General features: G+C 53.9%; 18 protein-coding genes and 1 riboswitch. Of the genes, 5 read left to right on the top strand and 13 right to left on the bottom strand.

Annotated features, from left to right (window positions below; genetic code table 11):
• Nucleotides 1–17: 17 nt before the first annotated feature.
• The 4 genes from gcvH to ACOOGA_RS15605 all read right to left on the bottom strand — a co-directional run bounded on the left by gcvH (nucleotide 18) and on the right by ACOOGA_RS15605 (nucleotide 3,166).
• Nucleotides 18–389, bottom strand: coding sequence for a glycine cleavage system protein GcvH (gene gcvH / locus ACOOGA_RS15620; RefSeq protein ID WP_417461387.1), 372 nt, complete (start codon nucleotides 387–389; stop codon nucleotides 18–20).
• 24 nt (nucleotides 390–413) lie between these two features.
• The gene (gene gcvT / locus ACOOGA_RS15615; RefSeq protein WP_417461388.1) at nucleotides 414–1,547 is read right to left on the bottom strand and encodes a glycine cleavage system aminomethyltransferase GcvT; all 1,134 of its coding nucleotides are present in this window, start codon (nucleotides 1,545–1,547) and stop codon (nucleotides 414–416) included.
• Nucleotides 1,548–1,703: 156 nt separating this feature from the next.
• A riboswitch (glycine riboswitch) is annotated at nucleotides 1,704–1,804 on the bottom strand.
• A 139-nt stretch (nucleotides 1,805–1,943) separates the two neighbouring features.
• Nucleotides 1,944–2,561 carry a class I SAM-dependent methyltransferase gene (locus ACOOGA_RS15610; protein WP_417461389.1) on the bottom strand — a complete coding sequence of 206 codons (618 nt, stop codon included), beginning with the start codon at nucleotides 2,559–2,561 and terminating at the stop codon, nucleotides 1,944–1,946.
• Between the two features lie 98 nt (nucleotides 2,562–2,659).
• On the bottom strand, nucleotides 2,660–3,166 hold the full coding sequence (locus tag ACOOGA_RS15605) for a hypothetical protein (protein ID WP_417461390.1): 507 nt from the start codon (nucleotides 3,164–3,166) through the stop codon (nucleotides 2,660–2,662).
• Between the two features lie 284 nt (nucleotides 3,167–3,450).
• Here ACOOGA_RS15605 and ispH point away from each other — a divergent pair, with 284 nt between their 5' ends.
• From ispH to ACOOGA_RS15585, 4 genes are all read left to right on the top strand, one after another.
• Nucleotides 3,451–4,407 carry a 4-hydroxy-3-methylbut-2-enyl diphosphate reductase gene (ispH, locus tag ACOOGA_RS15600; RefSeq protein WP_417461391.1) on the top strand — a complete coding sequence of 319 codons (957 nt, stop codon included), beginning with the start codon at nucleotides 3,451–3,453 and terminating at the stop codon, nucleotides 4,405–4,407.
• A complete protein-coding gene (locus ACOOGA_RS15595; RefSeq protein ID WP_417461392.1) occupies nucleotides 4,407–5,366 on the top strand; it encodes a homoserine kinase in 960 nt (319 codons plus the stop codon). The genes ispH and ACOOGA_RS15595 overlap by 1 nt, the downstream gene beginning before the upstream one ends.
• Nucleotides 5,356–5,805: a ribonuclease HI gene (gene rnhA, locus ACOOGA_RS15590; protein WP_417461393.1), complete on the top strand. Its 450-nt coding sequence runs from the start codon at nucleotides 5,356–5,358 to the stop codon at nucleotides 5,803–5,805. The genes ACOOGA_RS15595 and rnhA overlap by 11 nt, the downstream gene beginning before the upstream one ends.
• Before the next feature lie 61 nt (nucleotides 5,806–5,866).
• Nucleotides 5,867–6,991 carry a serine hydrolase domain-containing protein gene (locus tag ACOOGA_RS15585; protein WP_417461394.1) on the top strand — a complete coding sequence of 375 codons (1,125 nt, stop codon included), beginning with the start codon at nucleotides 5,867–5,869 and terminating at the stop codon, nucleotides 6,989–6,991.
• Nucleotides 6,992–7,044: 53 nt separating this feature from the next.
• On the opposite strand, the gene ACOOGA_RS15580 is transcribed toward ACOOGA_RS15585, so the two are convergent.
• The 6 genes from ACOOGA_RS15580 to ACOOGA_RS15555 all read right to left on the bottom strand — a co-directional run bounded on the left by ACOOGA_RS15580 (nucleotide 7,045) and on the right by ACOOGA_RS15555 (nucleotide 13,109).
• Complete coding sequence (locus ACOOGA_RS15580) at nucleotides 7,045–8,706, bottom strand: M28 family metallopeptidase (RefSeq protein WP_417461395.1); 1,662 nt, start codon at nucleotides 8,704–8,706, stop codon at nucleotides 7,045–7,047.
• A gap of 144 nt (nucleotides 8,707–8,850) precedes the next feature.
• Entirely contained in the window at nucleotides 8,851–10,134 is a 1,284-nt protein-coding gene (locus ACOOGA_RS15575) for a DsbA family protein (protein WP_417461396.1), read from the bottom strand.
• Between the two features lie 31 nt (nucleotides 10,135–10,165).
• Nucleotides 10,166–10,627, bottom strand: coding sequence for an NfeD family protein (locus ACOOGA_RS15570; RefSeq protein WP_417461397.1), 462 nt, complete (start codon nucleotides 10,625–10,627; stop codon nucleotides 10,166–10,168).
• A 4-nt stretch (nucleotides 10,628–10,631) separates the two neighbouring features.
• A complete protein-coding gene (locus ACOOGA_RS15565) occupies nucleotides 10,632–11,594 on the bottom strand; it encodes an SPFH domain-containing protein (RefSeq protein WP_417461398.1) in 963 nt (320 codons plus the stop codon).
• A gap of 128 nt (nucleotides 11,595–11,722) precedes the next feature.
• Nucleotides 11,723–12,205, bottom strand: a complete 483-nt coding sequence (locus ACOOGA_RS15560) for a peroxiredoxin (RefSeq protein WP_417461399.1) — start codon at nucleotides 12,203–12,205, stop codon at nucleotides 11,723–11,725.
• 79 nt (nucleotides 12,206–12,284) lie between these two features.
• Nucleotides 12,285–13,109: a protein-disulfide reductase DsbD domain-containing protein gene (locus ACOOGA_RS15555; RefSeq protein ID WP_417461400.1), complete on the bottom strand. Its 825-nt coding sequence runs from the start codon at nucleotides 13,107–13,109 to the stop codon at nucleotides 12,285–12,287.
• A 237-nt stretch (nucleotides 13,110–13,346) separates the two neighbouring features.
• Here ACOOGA_RS15555 and ACOOGA_RS15550 point away from each other — a divergent pair, with 237 nt between their 5' ends.
• Nucleotides 13,347–13,868, top strand: coding sequence for a YqgE/AlgH family protein (locus tag ACOOGA_RS15550; RefSeq protein WP_420428974.1), 522 nt, complete (start codon nucleotides 13,347–13,349; stop codon nucleotides 13,866–13,868).
• Between the two features lie 17 nt (nucleotides 13,869–13,885).
• Here the strand turns inward: ACOOGA_RS15550 and ACOOGA_RS15545 are convergent, their stop codons facing one another.
• From ACOOGA_RS15545 to thrC, 3 genes are all read right to left on the bottom strand, one after another.
• Nucleotides 13,886–14,566 carry a PAS domain-containing protein gene (locus ACOOGA_RS15545; RefSeq protein ID WP_420430687.1) on the bottom strand — a complete coding sequence of 227 codons (681 nt, stop codon included), beginning with the start codon at nucleotides 14,564–14,566 and terminating at the stop codon, nucleotides 13,886–13,888.
• A 132-nt stretch (nucleotides 14,567–14,698) separates the two neighbouring features.
• Nucleotides 14,699–15,937: a M16 family metallopeptidase gene (locus ACOOGA_RS15540; protein WP_417461403.1), complete on the bottom strand. Its 1,239-nt coding sequence runs from the start codon at nucleotides 15,935–15,937 to the stop codon at nucleotides 14,699–14,701.
• Nucleotides 15,934–17,343, bottom strand: coding sequence for a threonine synthase (gene thrC, locus ACOOGA_RS15535; RefSeq protein WP_417461404.1), 1,410 nt, complete (start codon nucleotides 17,341–17,343; stop codon nucleotides 15,934–15,936). The genes ACOOGA_RS15540 and thrC overlap by 4 nt, the downstream gene beginning before the upstream one ends.
• Between the last annotated feature and the right edge of the window lie 42 nt (nucleotides 17,344–17,385).

The following is a 17,385-nucleotide window of genomic DNA, read 5'->3' as shown; positions in this document are numbered from 1 at the left end:
CCAGCGCTATATTTGCCTTAGTCGAGGCCTTCAACAAACTCGTTGTAGGCTGTCTCGTCCATCATGTCGTCGAGCTCGCCCAAATCGGCGATCTTTATTTTAAAGAACCAGCCCTTGTCGAGTGCTGCGGTGTTCACAAGCGCGGGTTCCCCCTCAAGCGCCTCGTTCACCTCAGCAATCTCGCCAGCGAGCGGAGCATAAACTTCGCTTGCTGCTTTGACGGATTCTACAACGGAAACTTCGTCGCCTTTTTCGTAAGTCGCGCCAACTTCTGGCAGCTCTACAAATACAACATCCCCGAGCGCGTTTTGGGCGTAATCGGTAATGCCAACAGTTGCGATATCGCCGTCTACTTCCAGCCACTCATGTTCTTCAGTGAATTTAATCATGCGCCTATCCTCCAAAATCCAGGCTTAAGATGCTTTCTTGCGCACGTAGCGCTGCTCAATAAATGGTGTTTTTGCAACCACGGCAGGGTGGGCCTTGCCGCGGATCATCAACTGTACTTCAGTGCCAACTTCCGCAAAAGCCTTTGGCACAAAACCCATAGCAACCGGCCCTCCTACTGTGGGGCCAAAGCCGCCTGAGGTAACGGTCCCGATCTCGTTGCCATCCGCGTCTGCGATAGCTGTGCCTTCGCGTGCCGGTGCACGACCGGACGGCAGCAAACCAACACGTACCTTTGAGGGTCCTTCCGCCAGCTCTTTCAGGATGCGCGTACTTCCCGCAAAATCACCATCTTCGCGGCGCTTTTTGCCAAGTGCAAAGGTAACACCAGCTTCAACCGGGCTCACAGTCGCATCAAAATCATGACCTGAGAGGCAGAGGCCAGCCTCAAGGCGCAGACTATCCCGCGCCCCAAGGCCAATCAGCTCCACATCATCAGAACGTAGTAGGCGCTCAGCCAGCGCTTTTGCTTCACCTTCCGGTACAGAAATCTCATATCCGTCTTCACCCGTGTATCCGGAGCGGGAAACCCAACACACAACACCCTCAAGCGTTACGGCTGTGGCTTCCATGAACCCGAGGCCCGCAACCTCTGGCGCAAGGTCCGAGAGTACTGCTTCGGCTTTAGGGCCCTGAAGCGCGATCAAACCGCGATCTTCCAGCGGCTCAACAGAGATCAGGTGGCCAAGTTTTTCTTCAAGGATGCCGTAATCCTTGTCTTTGCATGCAGCGTTCACGACCACATACAGTGTGCCTTCAGCCTCATGGGTGCGGGTGACCATCAAGTCATCCTCGATACCCCCTTCTTCGTTCAGAAGCAGGGTATAGCGCATCTTGCCGGGCCTCAGCACTTGCAAGGCACCAGGCATCAGCTTTTCAATTGCTGCTGCCGGGTCACTACCGTCTTTGGAGTGAATGAAGCACTGCCCCATGTGAGACACATCAAAAAGACCTGCCTTTTCGCGTGTGAATTCGTGCTCTTTCATGATGCCCAGTGGGTATTGCACAGGCATGGAATAGCCTGCAAACGGCACCATCTTGCCGCCATGTGCCACGTGTAAATCATAAAGGGGGGTTTTAAGCAGGGTATCATCAGTCATCAGGGCGGCCTCCGCATACGCATTTTTCCGGCAAAGCCGGAGTAAGCGCCCCCTCTGTCACGGAACCTGAGAGATTTGACCAAGTCGCAAATGATGCGCTTTGGCTTACCCCGTCGGTGAGCATGCATTGCTGCGATGCTACTTTCCAGAGGGTCACATAGCTGTGCGGTCCTTTTGCCTGAGAGTTTCCGGGGCGGTTGCTCCTTCGGCGCCGACAGTGGGTTTCCCCGGGTGTCGATCTCTCCCGCACAGGCGATGCAGCAACCCCGAAATGCATTGGCTGCCACGTGACCTGATGTGGGCGATCATATGCAGAAGAAAGCGGGCGGAGTCAATCGCGAAAAGCCTTTCGGCAGACTGCGACGACTAACCCATATTTGAAAGAGAGCCTTGCTGTCAGTTCGACAGCTTTCGGATATAAAGTTGATGCAAATGAGTGCGGATCAACTTCAGTTTGTTAAGATGTGTATTCACAAAAGCATCAATGGCAAGTTTCGGGCTTCTGAGCGCATCCAACTTAGGTGGTGGCATCTCTGACCACAGATAATCATCAAAAGCCATAATACCACCAACCTTCAAAAGCTTGAAACCGAGGACCGCGTCACACAGTACGTCCGGCGCCTGATGCGAGCCGTCGATATAGACAAAATCGAAATAATTTTTCTTGCCACCCGCCAGCAAGGAGGCCATCTCCATATCGGATGAACCTTTATGCACCACTAGGTCCACAGGCTGCGCGGCCGCATCAATCACACTTTGAGTATTCCGACGAAAGCGATCTTCTACCAGGCCCATCTGCTCGCTTTCATGCTCTACCCCACCCTCCCAGGTATCCACACAGTGGATTTCAAGAGCATGCTCGGAGGCGAGGCTGGAGATCAAATAGCAAGCGCTTGCCCCTTCAAAGGAGCCTACTTCCAGAATTTTTTCGGGTTTTAAGGATGGGATAAGTTTATCCCAAACTGGTCTAGCCGATTGAACGAACCAATCGTTAGTGACTTCGATTGCATCCATCGCGCACCCCCATTATAGCAGCCCAAGCTCCAACCATCAGGCTCGTCACCAAAACCAATAAAAAGTCATATGTGCACTGGTTAAAACCGACGAAGAGACTAGCGTTCCATATTGTAGACAACGTCCTGCGCGTCCATCTGGAAACCGATGAGCACTTCATAGTTATAGCGGCGAGCCTGCTCGATCGTTGGCACCAACTGACGTACAACCTCGCGGCTGCGGGCAAAACCATCACGGTCAAAGCGCAGTGTTACATCGAATATCTCTTTCGAGACGATCTGGCTGTTATCTTTCAGTACAGCCACAAAATAAGGGATAGTGACCTCGCGCCCGGCGAATGCAGGGCCTGTGTTTCCGCCCACATAAAAGGTGACAGTGTTCCGAACGCTTTCGCCTTCAGTGCATTCCGTCGTCACATCCATGATGGAGGCTGTGTATTGCACATCGTTTGTCGTGCGCCCCTCACCTTTAAAACGGGTCAGCGTGCCCATGTCGCCAACAATAGCAACGGCGGGGCAGCGAGAAACCACCACCTCAAGCGGGCTTCTATTACATGCAGCCAGCATGAGTGTGAACGCTGCCAAAAACACAAAACGAACGGACATCAAGAACCCTTTCAAAATATTCCTCCCCACCATGGCACGCAAATATTGAGGTTGCGCCATGCGGATTTTGGCGGCGATCATAAAAAGAAGACGACCCAAGCGCAAGCAGGCATCTGCCTCACGCAAGTTTCTTTTTCAGGCCGCATAAAATGCCAGAGTCCCAGCTACGTGTGAAGCGTGACAATATTAGGGCAATAAAAGCCTACTTCCGGTAAGACAGCGCCTTGACCAGCGCCTGCATGGCAGGTAGCTAGAGGGGGACCGAGTTCTCAGGAGATGATGACATGTCATCAACAGGCACCACCCCCCTTCGCATACTGCTTGCCAACCCCAGAGGGTTTTGTGCAGGCGTTGACCGCGCCATCAAGATTGTCGAGCTGGCGATCAAGAAATTTGGCGCACCGGTTTATGTGCGGCACGAGATCGTTCACAACCGCTATGTGGTTGAGGGGCTTGAGGCGCAAGGCGCTGTATTCGTTGATGAACTTGATGAAGTGCCCGATGATGTGCCGGTCGTATTCTCGGCGCACGGAGTACCCAAAGCGGTGCCCGAAGAAGCTGAAAAACGCAAAATGATATATGTGGACGCCACCTGCCCGCTGGTAAGCAAGGTGCACCGCGAAGTGGAACGCCACCAGGCGCACGGGCGGCATATCCTGATGATTGGCCATGCTGGCCACCCCGAGGTGATTGGAACCATGGGTCAGGTCCCGCCCGGCTCAATGACATTGATTGAAACGGTAGCGGACGCCGAAAATGTGCTGCCGCAAAACCCGAATGAACTCTCATTCGTGACCCAGACAACCCTATCGGTGGATGACACTACAGAAATCGTTGCTGTGCTTGAGCGTCGTTTCCCTGGTCTGACCAAACCAAAAAAGGAAGACATCTGCTACGCGACCACCAACAGGCAGGTCGCGGTGAAGGAAGTTGCCAAGCAAGCCGACCGCGTGATCGTGATTGGCTCCCGCAATTCCTCAAACAGCAGGCGGTTGGTTGAGGTATCGGAGAAAGCAGGTTGCCCGGCGCGCCTTGTGCTGCGCGCAGCAGATCTCGACTGGGAATGGCTCGCAGGTGCAACGGCGGTCGGCATCTCAGCCGGTGCCAGCGCACCCGAGATATTGGTGGAGGAAGTGATCGAGGCACTCAAACAGCGTTTTGACGCTCATGTTGAGCTTGTGACCACGGCCGAAGAGGACGTGATCTTCAAGGTGCCCCCTATGCTCAAGGACGTTGCCTGATGGCAGTATACACTCAGGTTGACGACCGCACCCTTGCGGCCTTTCTCGCTGACTATGACGTTGGTAATGCCACAAGTTTCAAGGGAATCGCAGAGGGGGTGGAAAACTCCAACTATCTGCTGGAGACCACCAAAGCACGGTTTATTCTGACGCTGTACGAGAAGCGCGCAAACCCGGAAGATTTGCCCTATTTCCTCGACATGATGGAACATCTGGCCAAACACGATATTCCTGCGCCTCTGCCTATCAGAGACAAGACGGGGGACGCGCTCAGAACGCTAAACGGCCGCCCCGCTTGCCTGATCAGCTTTCTCTCTGGCGTTAGCGTTAACGAGCCAAGCCCTGAGCACTCCGCAGCGCTCGGCGCCATGTTGGCCCGGATGCATATCGCGACCAGGAATTTTGACCAAAACCGCCCGAACGACCTATCGCTTGAAGGCTGGAAAAAGCTGGCACAAGACACTAAAGCACGGGCGGATGAAGTGGCGCCGGGCCTCGCGCAGCTTATCGCAGACGAGTTGGCCTTCCTTAACGCCAACTGGCCCAAAGACCTGCCCAAGGGTACGGTTCACGCAGACCTCTTCCCTGATAACGTGCTTTTCACCGGACATGAGATCACCGGCGTTATTGATTTTTATTTCGGCTGTACCGACTTTCTCGCATATGACATTGCCATCTGCATTAATGCCTGGTGTTTTGATCGCGATCAGCAGTTCAACGCCCAGTGTGCCAAACGTATGACCGAACTGTATGACACGCACCGCCGCCTGGAAGGTGCAGAGGTCGCGGCCCTACCTATATTGTGCCGGGGCGCCGCTCTTCGTTTCCTGCTGACACGGCTGTATGACTGGCTTAACCCAGTTGAAGGTGCCGTTGTGAAACCACACAACCCCATAGAATACCTCAAGAAATTGAAGTTTCATCAATCCGTTCGGGATGCGGCTGATTATGTCGTCTAAAGGCAAAACGGTCGACATCTACACAGACGGCGCATGCTCGGGCAACCCCGGCCCCGGTGGCTGGGGGGTACTCATGCTGTACGGTGAGCATGAAAAAGAGTTGACCGGCGGTGAAATGGAAACAACCAACAACCGCATGGAACTAACTGCAGCCATTGAAGCGCTCAAGGCCCTCAGTCGTCCGTGCAAGGTGGACCTCCACACCGACAGCACCTATGTGCGCGACGGTATCACCAAGTGGATTCATGGCTGGAAGGCAAAAGGCTGGCGCACCGCCTCAAAAAAACCGGTCAAGAATGCAGACCTGTGGCAGGCGCTTGATAAGGCTGTCGCGCGTCATGATATTAATTGGATCTGGGTGAAAGGCCACGCCGGTGACCCCGGGAACGAGCGGGCAGACGCACTCGCGAACCAAGGCATGGCACCCTATAAACCCTAAACGCCGATTGCGTTTCCCCGTTGCCACGCTATCCTTCCCTTCAATCACAAGGGGAGATTTTATGAAAGCGTACAACCTTGCATTCATCGGAGCCGTCTGGAGCCTGTTGAGCACCAGCGTTTATGCTGAAAACAATCTTGACCAGGCAATCATCGCGGCGGCGGAAAGCGAGGTTCAGAAAACCACGGTCGCCGGGCTTTCTGTTGCTGTTGGGAAAGGGAACGATCTCATCTTTGCCCGTGGATTTGGCGTGGCGAACATTGAGACAGGCGACATGGTATCGCCCGACACACAAATGCGCGTCGGTAGCGTCTCCAAGGTATTCACAGCCGCCTTGCTTGCTAAGTTGTACGAAGATGGCAAGCTTGATCTCGACGCGCCAGTTGAAACCTATGTACCCGCCTTTCCCTCAAAGCAATGGCCCGTCAGCACCCGGCAAATGGCGGCGCACATGAGTGGCATTCGCCATTATAAAGGCGACGAATTTCTCAACACCCGGCACTTTGCGACTGTAAGCGATGGCATTGAAATGTTTATCCATGACCCGCTGAATTTCGAGCCGGGCACGCGCGTCCAATACTCAAGCCATGCCTGGAACCTGATCAGTGCAGCACTTGAAGGCGCAGGCGGGAATGATTTCCTGAGCATGATGGACGATCGTGTCTTTAGTGACATTGAGATGCACGATACCGCCGCCGAAGACGCGACCAAAACCTTCCCGAACCTTAGCGCTTTTCATCTTGATGAAAATGGTAGCCCGGCAATCGCACCCTTTGTGGACAATAGCTACAAGTGGGCAGGCGGGGGCTTCATTGGCACCGCGAGTGATATGGTGCGCTTTGGCCTCTCCCATACCGAACCCGGCTTCCTGAAGCAGGAAACGCTGGACCTGCTATTCACTGAGCAATTTTTGAGTAGCGGAAAGCCCGCCGGTTTTGGCATTGGCTGGATGACAGCAGGCAACATGCGCGCGCGGCTTGAACGTGATGGTCTAACTGAATATATGCCTGCAATACATGACCATCTGGTGTGGCACTCAGGTGGTTCCATGGGGGGTGTCGCGCTTCTTCTTGTTGATACAGAACATGACATCGCTGTTGGCCTGTTGGCCAATCATGGCCAAGCATTCCCAGCCCTGATGCATGTGGGCCTTGAGGCCCTAAGGGCCGCCCTCACCGCCCAATAATGGAAAAGGCGCAGCCATGGCTGCGCCTTTCATTTCTCCAATCCGTTCGCCTCTTATCTGGCGAAAGTATCCCCGAAGAAATCACCTTCATTCCAACCAGGGCGCGCATCCGTGTTCGCGATGGAATTCACAATCAACCAGTTGGCTTTGGCGAACTTGGCGCCAGCGTCATAGTTGATTTCCTGGCTCAGGTCGTCATGCGGGGAATGGTACGTCTTGCCCAGAAACTCGCGGAAGATAGCTCCGCCGTCTTCGCCAGCCTCGGTTTTACCCCAGCCTGTTACCAAAAACACCGAAGGGATGCCCTGCTGCACAAAGCGGTAATGATCGCTGCGCGTAAAAATGCCCTCTTCCGGCATTGGGTCAGGCCCTAGCGATACATTGATTTGCGCAAGCGCAGCTTCTGTTACAGGACCAAGGCTGCTGCGTTCCGCACCGAAGGCCACCACGTCGCTGAAATCATAGAGCAGGATTGGCATATCAAGGTTGACGTTTGCCACCATGGCCGACTTTTCAACGGTAGGGAACCGCGCAAAATACTCAGCGCCCAACAGTCCTTTTTCCTCCGCCACCACAGCAGCGAACAAGATGGAACGGCGCGGTTTAACACCAGCACGCGCATAGGCGCGAGCCACTTCCATCATCACAGAAACGCCTGTTGCGTTATCAATGGCCCCGTTATTGATTTTGTCATCACCTTTGGGATGCTTGGCGATGCCGATATGATCAAGGTGCGCGGACATCACAACATACTCGTTTTTGAGCACAGGGTCCGATCCCTCAAGCACACCCAGTACGTTCGGACTGTTAAACTCGTCAGAAAGCTCACTCGCGAACGCCATGTGTGCTGTAACGCCGGTGTTGAAACCGGCGGGGGAGCCCACCTCAGCCTCATTCAGCATCTCATCAAAAGACTTGCCAGATGCTTCAAAAATCTGGCGCGCAACGTCATGGCTCACAGCTGCTGACAAGGCGATAGCCGGCGCTGGTGTTTCATCCGTTTCAGGCATTACCCAGTCAAAGCTTTCTGTGGTCAGATATTTTTTGAGGCGCTCGAACGGTCGACGCTTCTCGTTAGAGAGCGACCCGAAGGAGATGAAACCAATGGCACCGCGACGCGCAAGTTCAGCCCGTTTGGTTGTGGAAGAACCATGATGCGCGCGCACTTCCGTATTGAAGGAAGTTGGACCGCCAGAGAGGACCAGCACCACTTTGCCTTCGAGATCAAGCCCTTCGAGGTCATCGTAGCCAATTTCGGGTGCGTGAATGCCGTACCCTGCAAATACAATCTCACCAGTCTCATCGCCTGAAGGCAAACGAACATCGCCGCCCATGAAGAAGTCGTCACCAAGGGCCAGCGTCTTTTCTTCGCCGCCCAGCGTCAACGACATGCTGGCTTTGGCCTGATCGAGCTTGGCGGTGCGGAATGGAACTTCCTGAAAATAGGAGCCCCCTGCCCCTGCAGGCTTCAAACCAAGGCGAGCATATTCAGCTGCCACATAATTGGCGGCGATCCTATAGCCCTCACTACCGGTGTCCCGCCCCCGCAGAAGATCATCCGCCAGAAAGGTCACGTCAGCTTTGATGCGGTCTGCGCTGAAAGTAGGAATGTCGCTGTCAGAAGTCGCGGTTTTCACCTGAGCGCCAGTGCACGCAGCCAGCACACCAAGCGCAAGAAGGGAAAATCCCTTGCGTAGTATTTTTTTCGTTTTCACTGTCTTATCCCATATCTTGGCGCGAAAGCGCCGTACCAAGCCCCACCCCGGGCCTTTTCAATTTATCATATGAAGATAACCAGCCACCCCCAATAGTCAATCCAAGCGAAAGTTGGTCACACAGCCCTTATGAACAATGATGGCTCACTGTTGTTTAAGCGCCTCAACAATCGCCCACATACGGTCCTGTCCCCACAGTGTCTCGGTACCGATCCGGAAAGTGGGCACGCCCCAGCTGCCGTTCATCAACATCATCTGGCGATTACGTTCTGCAATGGGTTGCCACACATCGCGCGGCATGGCACCTGCGGCTTTTGCAGGTGCAATACCCGCCTTCTCAAGAATTTTTCTGATGCCTGCGTCACTCGCGCCGTCAATACCCTCAGCCCACACACTACGGGTAAAAGCCTTAAAGAAGGCCAGGTCTTCACCGTCTTCAGCCAACCTGAAACCAAGCGCCATAGCCCGATTTGTTGCTTCACCAAGCGGGTCAACAACGCGGCCAAACGGAATGCTTTCAACTCGCGCCTCTCGCGCTGCATCGGTAAAGATATACCGCCGCTTGGCGGCAGGCACCGGCAAACCACGCATAACCATGGGCATCACTGGTTTAAGCTTGAGCCGCACGCCGGATGCGTTGGCAAAATCTGATGCGAGATGCAGGGCAATATAGCTATAGGGGCTGCGTACAGAGAAGAAGAGCTCCAGCGTTCGCCCCGAAACGCTTCGGTCGAGGTTCTCAAGGCCGTAGCGCCACAGTCGGTGCAGCTCGAAATGCACCTCACCATCACCAATGCCGAGCCGGTTCAATCGCCGTTCAAGATGGTCAAGCCGGTCTAGGCCCGGATAAAACTCACCATCATAATAGATATTGCCAGACGCATAGTGCCCGAGCTTTGAGAGAAGCTTCTCATTCTGGCCAAGGAGGTTTTCGTCAAGGTCCGCTGCAACACAGAGCCCCCGCACCGCCTTGATATCCTGCTGCCAGAGAGCCGAACCCACTTCTTCCGCGACCGAGAAGAAATTGGGGTCGTTCTGCATCTTCGCGAGCTGTCTGTTCGCCATACCAACGGCCAACCTGTCTGGCACCGTGGCGGAAGATGGGAAACCAAGCCCATAAAGGCGCGCCAGCCTTGTGGCCTCTATAATTGAATAGGCCTCATAACGCTGTGGGTCCGGGTACATGTTGGCAGGCAAACGCTCCACAACGAGCGGTCTTATCCGCACATCAAAACGCTCTGCAAGGTCAGGCAAAACCTGCACCATCAGTTGACTGTATGGGTCGTCCGCCCGGTGGAAATAAAGAATTTCCCGCGGCTTGCGCTTAATTTTACGCGCAACTTCGGCTCGGGTGCGCGCAAGATTTTGCCGCCCCTCACTCGCGAGCCATGCTCCAACATATGATTTTATGGTATTCCCAATGTTCATCACATGCTGATGATCGAAAAAGAAGAGCCTGTCAATCTTCGACAGGCTCCACGTTCATGACGATGCCATTGATAGACTTCACTTTAACTCGCGTGCCTTCGGCGCTATCCGGGCCTTCCGCGAGCCAGCGACTGTCCCCCACCGTAACATGCCCGCGTCCGTTCACAATAGCATCGGACACGAGATAAACCTTGCCAACATGCGACTGCCCTCGAGTGTTGACAACCGGCTCACCTTCTTCCATCATTTTGGCATAGAAGAACCGGTTGCCAATATAGATGGACGCCGCGCCAAGAACAGCAAACGCGAGGCCATGCCCGTCAAAGCCCATATCCGGCATGAAAAAGGCCAAAAGCCCAGTGGCCAGCCCTGCTATACCGATCCAGAGCAGATAGACACCAGGGATAACCATCTCTCCAGCAAGCAGCAGAACGCCAACGCCCCACCAAAGCCAATGGGCATTTTCAACCGCCCAACTTAGAAACGCTTCCATCGTCCTACTCCGTCGTTGGTATACCACTTGCCGTGGTCTTGCGGCGGCTGCCATCTTTATTCAAATCTTTGAACAGCTCGGAGATCCCGCCGAGTGAACCAATAACACTGGACGCTTCCATCGGCATAAAGACAAGCTTCTCGTTAGGTGAGCGTGCAAAGCTATGAAGGGCTTCAACATACTTCTGGGCCACAAAATAGTTGATGGCTTGTGCATTACCGTCACCGATCGCTTTTGACACCATCTCTGTCGCCTTGGCTTCGGCTTCAGCTTCACGTTCCCGCGCCTCAGCATCCTTATAGGCTGCTTCCCGCCGGCCTTCAGCTTGCAGGATAGCCGCCATTTTCTGGCCTTCTGCACGCTTGATTTCTGATTCCCTTTGCCCTTCGGCTTCAAGAATTGCCGCCCGTTTTTCCCTCTCAGCTTTCATTTGGCGTGCCATCGAATCCACAATATCCCGAGGAGGCTCGATATCCTTGATCTCGATCCGGGTGATTTTCACGCCCCATGGCTGGGTTGCACCATCCACCACGTTCATCAACCGCGCATTGATATCGTCGCGCTTGGAGAGAAGCTCATCAAGGTCCATAGATCCCATCACCGTACGCAGATTGGTCATCGTAAGGTTCAGGGTCGCGATCTCGAGGTTACTGACCTCGTAGCTCGCTTTGGAGGCGTCAAGCACCTGAAAAAACACCACGCCGTCAGCCGCAACCATGGCGTTATCACGCGTGATCACCTCCTGTGTGGGGATATCAAGCACCTGCTCCATCATTATGATCTTGTGCCCGATACGATCAATGAGTGGCATGATCAGATGCAGGCCAGGTGAAAGTGTACCCGTATACCGCCCAAAACGCTCAACGGTGTATTCATAGCCTTGTTTGACCATCACAACGGATGAGAAAATCAGAACGATAACAAAGAGAACAATAAGTCCAACAACGATTGACGACATTTCAAGCATAGATCAAATCCCCCATAACTACGCCTGCCGAGCCTGTCTCATGTAGGCATAGATAATATATAGGGATATCGCGAGACATAAAAAAGGGCAGCCAAAGCCGCCCTGATTTTTTTATAAGTCCTAAGTGCTTAGAGCTGCGCGAGCATATGCTCCGCGCTCGACACCTGAAACGCACCAGGGTCTTCAAGATTAAGCTCGGTGACAACACCGTCCTCAACAATCATGGAGAACCGTTTGGAGCGGAGCCCCATACCAAAACCGGACGCGTCCATTTCAAGGCCAAGTGCCTTGGCAAAAAGTGCGTTACCATCTGCCAGCATGGTCACTTTGCCATCGACGCCAGCGTTTTTGCCCCATGCGTCCATCACGAACACATCATTTACAGACATACAGGCGATCTCATCAACACCTTTGCCAAGAATGGAATCGGCATTCTCCACAAAACCAGGAAGGTGCTTCGCCGAACAGGTTGGCGTAAAGGCGCCAGGAACAGAAAACAGAGCGACCTTGCGACCTGCGAAAAATTCGTCTGTAGCAACTGGCCCGGGGCCGTCTGCCGTCATGGTGTTGAGGGTTGCACTGGGTACTTTATCACCAACTTTAATGGTCATTGCTCGCTCCTCACGATAGCTGAAATATAGCTGAAATCTGGTGTCACTTTACTTAGATTATCCGGTGAGGCAAGGGCCATTAAGGCTCAAGTTCCACGGTCCTGTCGATGGCATGGCCGTTGCCATCCATAAACGTCAGCCTCACCGACTGGCCGCGCAAATCGTCGGGCTTTTTACCCGTCATCGCCATAAGCACAAAGCGGGCTGTCATGCCGTTGCCTGAAAGACTTTTATCGGGGGCACCAAAATGAAACTTTGACCCTGCTTCCGCCAGAAGGTCAGCGCTGGATAAGTTACTGTCAGCCGCTACATCAACAATCACACGCTGGTGCCCGGGCGTGCCCATAACCTGCGCGCTCACAATGCTCAGCCCAGCTTCAGCTAAGCCCTCACGGGCTGGCACGCGCTTCAGCCACACATCGAACCTGATATCCTGCGCCGAGGCTTCCTCAGCCAAGCTGGCAGCGGCAACCTCATAGTTTGCTTCAAACGGCACGCAGATATCCTTGCACACCATAAAATCAGCGCTCACGGCCAAGGGGGCACCTCCCTCGGGTACTTGCGTATAGAATGGCAACAGCACTTTATGGCTGTATCCATATGTCTGCAGGCCAAACAGCTCAAAACGCTCCGGCACCGGATATAATATCTCTATGCCATTGCCACCACTTTGCAGGCGCACAGGAAGTCCAGCCTCACCTGGGGACCGCCAATATGTTTTCCAGCCCGGCTCCAACTCAGCTTCCCAAGCGAGCAACGCCTTGCCATCTTTAGCCATATCAGCCGATGCGGTCACGATGCGCGTTTTGATCATGCCCTGATGATCTTGCCATGGCCCTGCTCCAGCAGAAACCGGACTGGCAAACGCCACAGTAAAACATAAAAACATAAGGACAAAACGCATACAAAACTCCGGCGATGAATTCCGCCTTATGTAACAACATTAGGCATGAGGCACCAGTCGCGTTTCTTCACATTGCCGTTAGCCGGTTGACGCCGTACCTGCATATCTCAATGTATGAGACTAGCGGTTTCAGTCCACGCCGATTGCGTGTAGCCGCCATACACGGTAAGCTGATGGTCAGACAGAGAGAAGCAGATGACATCTTCCACGTTTCTAGACAGCAAACTACTTTTAGCCATGCCTAGCATGTCCGACCCCCGGTTTGAACGCAGCGTTATCTATATTTGTTCGCACGACAGTTCCGGCGCTATGGGCCTCGTTGTCAATCAAGCTTTCAACAACCTCACCTTTGAGAGCCTGCTTGAGCAGTTGGAGATCGAAACCGATGGCGACGCTCCGGATATTCCGGTGCACTCGGGTGGCCCCATGGAACCTGGCCGCGGCTTTGTGCTGCATAGCGCTGATTTTGTACAGGAATCCACACTGGTGGTGAGCGAAACACTCGCGCTTTCCGCCACGGTCGACATCTTGCAGGCATTGGCTGGCGGCAGTGGCCCGCGCAATCATCTTCTGGCACTTGGTTATGCTGGCTGGGGCGCTGGGCAACTGGAGCAGGAAATCCAAGCCAACGCGTGGCTGACGTCAGAAGCGGACGAAGAGATTGTGTTCCATACGGAGCTTGAACAGAAATGGCCACGCGCCATGGCCATGTTAGGTGTCAATGTTTCGATGTTGTCATCTGAGGCCGGGCACGCATAGCACCGAAGAAGGCAGTGTCAGTTGAGGCACTGCCTTTGGTCGCTGCCCAAGCGGTCCAGTTCAAGTGACGGAATGCCCATCATGCCCGGCACACCACCTTTACTCTCAATCTCCAAAACCTTGTCCACGTCAACGGCTTTGATCTTGATATCAAGGCGCTCCAGCGCCACTAACACCCGAGGCGATAACTGGCTCGTGAGCATTACGCGAGGCGAAGGCACAACCAGTATTTCCGAGAGGTCATGCTGAAATTCACCCCACCTGTCCGTAAAGCCCTGATTGTCATACTCGAAGGGGCGCACCACACCAACAAGAATGGTTCCTCCCATCGCGCGAGGTTCAACAAAGGGGAGCGCCAGCACTTCCATCTCGAATGTTTCGTTTTTGTCAAACGCCAATGCGCCGGTACGCAATACGCCGCATGATTGAACAAGCGCAACGGCATATAGTTCAGCCATCAAGCCCGCCTGCTCCCGATCAGAGAAAATCTCGCCGTAAGTTCGTCCCGCCATACCGCGTCCAACGGCTGCCTCGAGGGAGGAGCCCGCAAGCCTGTAGCGCAGGCTTCCGTCATCGCCCATTTCCAGAATAAACATCCAGGGTAACAAGTTAGTCAGTTTCCGAAGGTCAAGGGAGGTCCGCTCGGGAATGGCCTTGCCACCACCAAGAGAGCGCCAGTAATTGAGTAAATGGCACACCTCTGAACTTAACAACAATACCCCCTCAGATTTTGCTGCGCGACGTTACCATCTTACGCCGCAATCATCAATACTTAGACGAGTATCTATTCGCGGGATATTTTTAGCTATTTTTGATTAGATTGATAACGATCAGAAAGTAATCGAATCCAATTCGCCGTCACCAACTATCGCCATGGAAACCGAATTCGAATCCATTATTTGCTGAGCAACACGGGCGACGTCTTTTCCGTCCACTCGTTCTACATTTTCGATCATTTCCTCAATCGGGAGAATACGTTCAAAAATCAGCATCTGGCGGCCAAGCTGTTCCATGCGTGATGTTGTGGCTTCAAGCGCCATCATCAAGCCGGACTTCAGCTGTGCGAGCGCTATACGAAATTCCTCATCTGTCGGGCCCTTCGTCAAGGCTTCCATCTCAGCTTTGATGACGGGCATCATGCCCGGTGCAAGCTCTGGTCCTGTACCAGCGTAGAGGCCGAATATGCCTGTGTCTTTATGACTGCTCGTGAAGCTGTATACAGAATATGCAAGCCCACGCTCCTCGCGCACTTCCTGGAACAGGCGCGATGACATGCCACCGCCCAGAATGGTCGAATAGACCTGAAGAGCGTAATAGTCGGGATCATTAAACGAGCATCCCGGCCACGCTGCCGTGACATGAACCTGTTCAAGCTCACGCCGCTCAACGATGCGCCCACCAATATATTTCGCGGGTTCTGCCGCTTTGACCTTCTCGGTGCTAAGGTCCGCAAACTTTTCCGAAACCATCTCAACCAGCCTGTCATGGTCAAGATTGCCCACAGCGGAGATAACCACGTTGCTCGCCGTATAATTATGCGAGAGGTAGCTGAGGAGGTTTTCTGATGTCAGGCCACGCACGGTTTCCGGTTCGCCCAGAATGGTGCGGCCAATCGGCTGGTCCTGATACGCAGCAACCTGCAGATGGTCGAAGACAATATCGTCTGGTGTATCAAGCGCCTGCCCGATTTCCTGCAGGATAACTTCTTTTTCACGCTTGAGCTCGCGTTCCGAACAAACGCTGTTCAGCACAATGTCAGACAGCAGATCAACCGCGAGCGGCAGATCGTCTTTCATAACCCGGGCATAATAAGTGGTGTTATCACGCGAGGTATAGGCGTTCATGTGGCCGCCTACAGCTTCGATCTCAAACGCGATATCGCGGGAGCTGCGCCGTTTGGTGCCTTTGAAAAGCATGTGCTCCAGGCAATGCGTGATGCCGTTCAGCTCTTTTGGCTCGTGCCGTGCACCAACATCTACCCAAACGCCCACTGCCACTGTTTGAATAGACTTCCGGCTCTCACTTACGATCCGCAAGCCATTAGGCAGTTGGGTTATTCTTACACTCAAGACCAGTTTCCTTCCAGCACCCGTGCCTGCAATGCAGCCAGATCGTTCGGGAGCGTTATCATTCTCTCGTCGCGGCCCATCAGGTCCGCCATGTGCTGCGGCAGTGCCGGATCTACACCCGTTGCTTCCTTAACCGCGTCACCAAACTTGGCGGGGTGCGCTGTGGACAGCGTCACGCGAGGCGCAGCGTTATCCGGCAGGCAATTGTTGGCAGCCTCGATGCCCACGGCAGTGTGAGGATCCGCAATATAACCTGCATTAGCGTGCAGTTCCTGCATCACGGCTTTGGTGGTTTCATCATCCACGCGCTCCGCCGCAAACAGGCTTTTGAGCGCATCATGGTGTTCTTTGTCAAGGGTGAAGCCTCCGGTGCCCGCGAGGTCATCCATATAACGCCTGATCACATCAGCATCGCGGCCTGCAATGTCAAACAGCATGCGCTCAAAATTGCTAGATATCTGGATATCCATGCTGGGAGATAAAGTGGAATATACGTCACCGCGCTCATACCGCCCGCTTTCAAGCGTGCGCGCAAGGATATCGTTTGAATTAGTGGCAATCACCAGCTTCTCGATCGGCAACCCCATTTTCTTGGCAATATAGCCTGCGAAAATATCACCAAAGTTACCTGTGGGCACGCTGTAGGAAATCGCCCTGTCCGGCGCGCCAAGCGCTACGGCCGAGGTGAAATAATAAACGATCTGAGCCATCACCCGCGCCCAGTTGATCGAATTCACAGCAGTCAGGCCTATCCTGTCCCGGAACTCCAGATCATTAAAGCTGGCTTTCACCAGCGCCTGACAATCATCGAAGTTACCCTCAACAGCGATATTGACCACATTGTCTTCTATCACGCTGGTCATCTGCTTACGCTGCACTTCAGAGACACGGCCTTTAGGGTGTAGCATGAAGATAGAAACATTATCGCGCCCACGACAGCCTTCAATAGCGGCAGAGCCCGTGTCACCAGACGTGGCGCCGAGGATCGTGAGCTTTTCGCCACGCTTGGCGGTGAAATGATCAAAGAAACGGCCCAGCAACTGCAGTGCAAAATCCTTGAACGCAAGTGTGGGCCCATGGAAAAGCTCGAGCAACCAGTCGTTAGCGCCCGTTTGCACAAGTGGCGCCACAGCCGGGTGGCGGAACTGCCCGCCATAATTTTCATCATAAGTGGCATCGAGCATGCGTTTAAGCTCGGCCTCGCTCAGGCAATCGCCCACAAACGGCGCGATCACTTCAAATGCGACCTCGGCATAGGTTTTACCGCGCATGGCACGGATATCATCCGCGCTGAAGGTTGGAATTTCTTCCGGCACATAAAGGCCACCGTCACGTGCGAGGCCCGTTAGCGTCACACCCTCAAAGTCCAGACTTTCCGCCTGACCACGTGTAGAAATATATTTCACGATACCAACACTCAACTTTATGAAAATTGCGAGGCTTACTCT

Origin of the sequence: Kordiimonas sp., from assembly GCF_965216265.1 — a bacterium.
Lineage (GTDB): Bacteria > Pseudomonadota > Alphaproteobacteria > Sphingomonadales > Kordiimonadaceae > Kordiimonas.
This window is presented reverse-complemented; position numbering and strand designations above follow the sequence as displayed.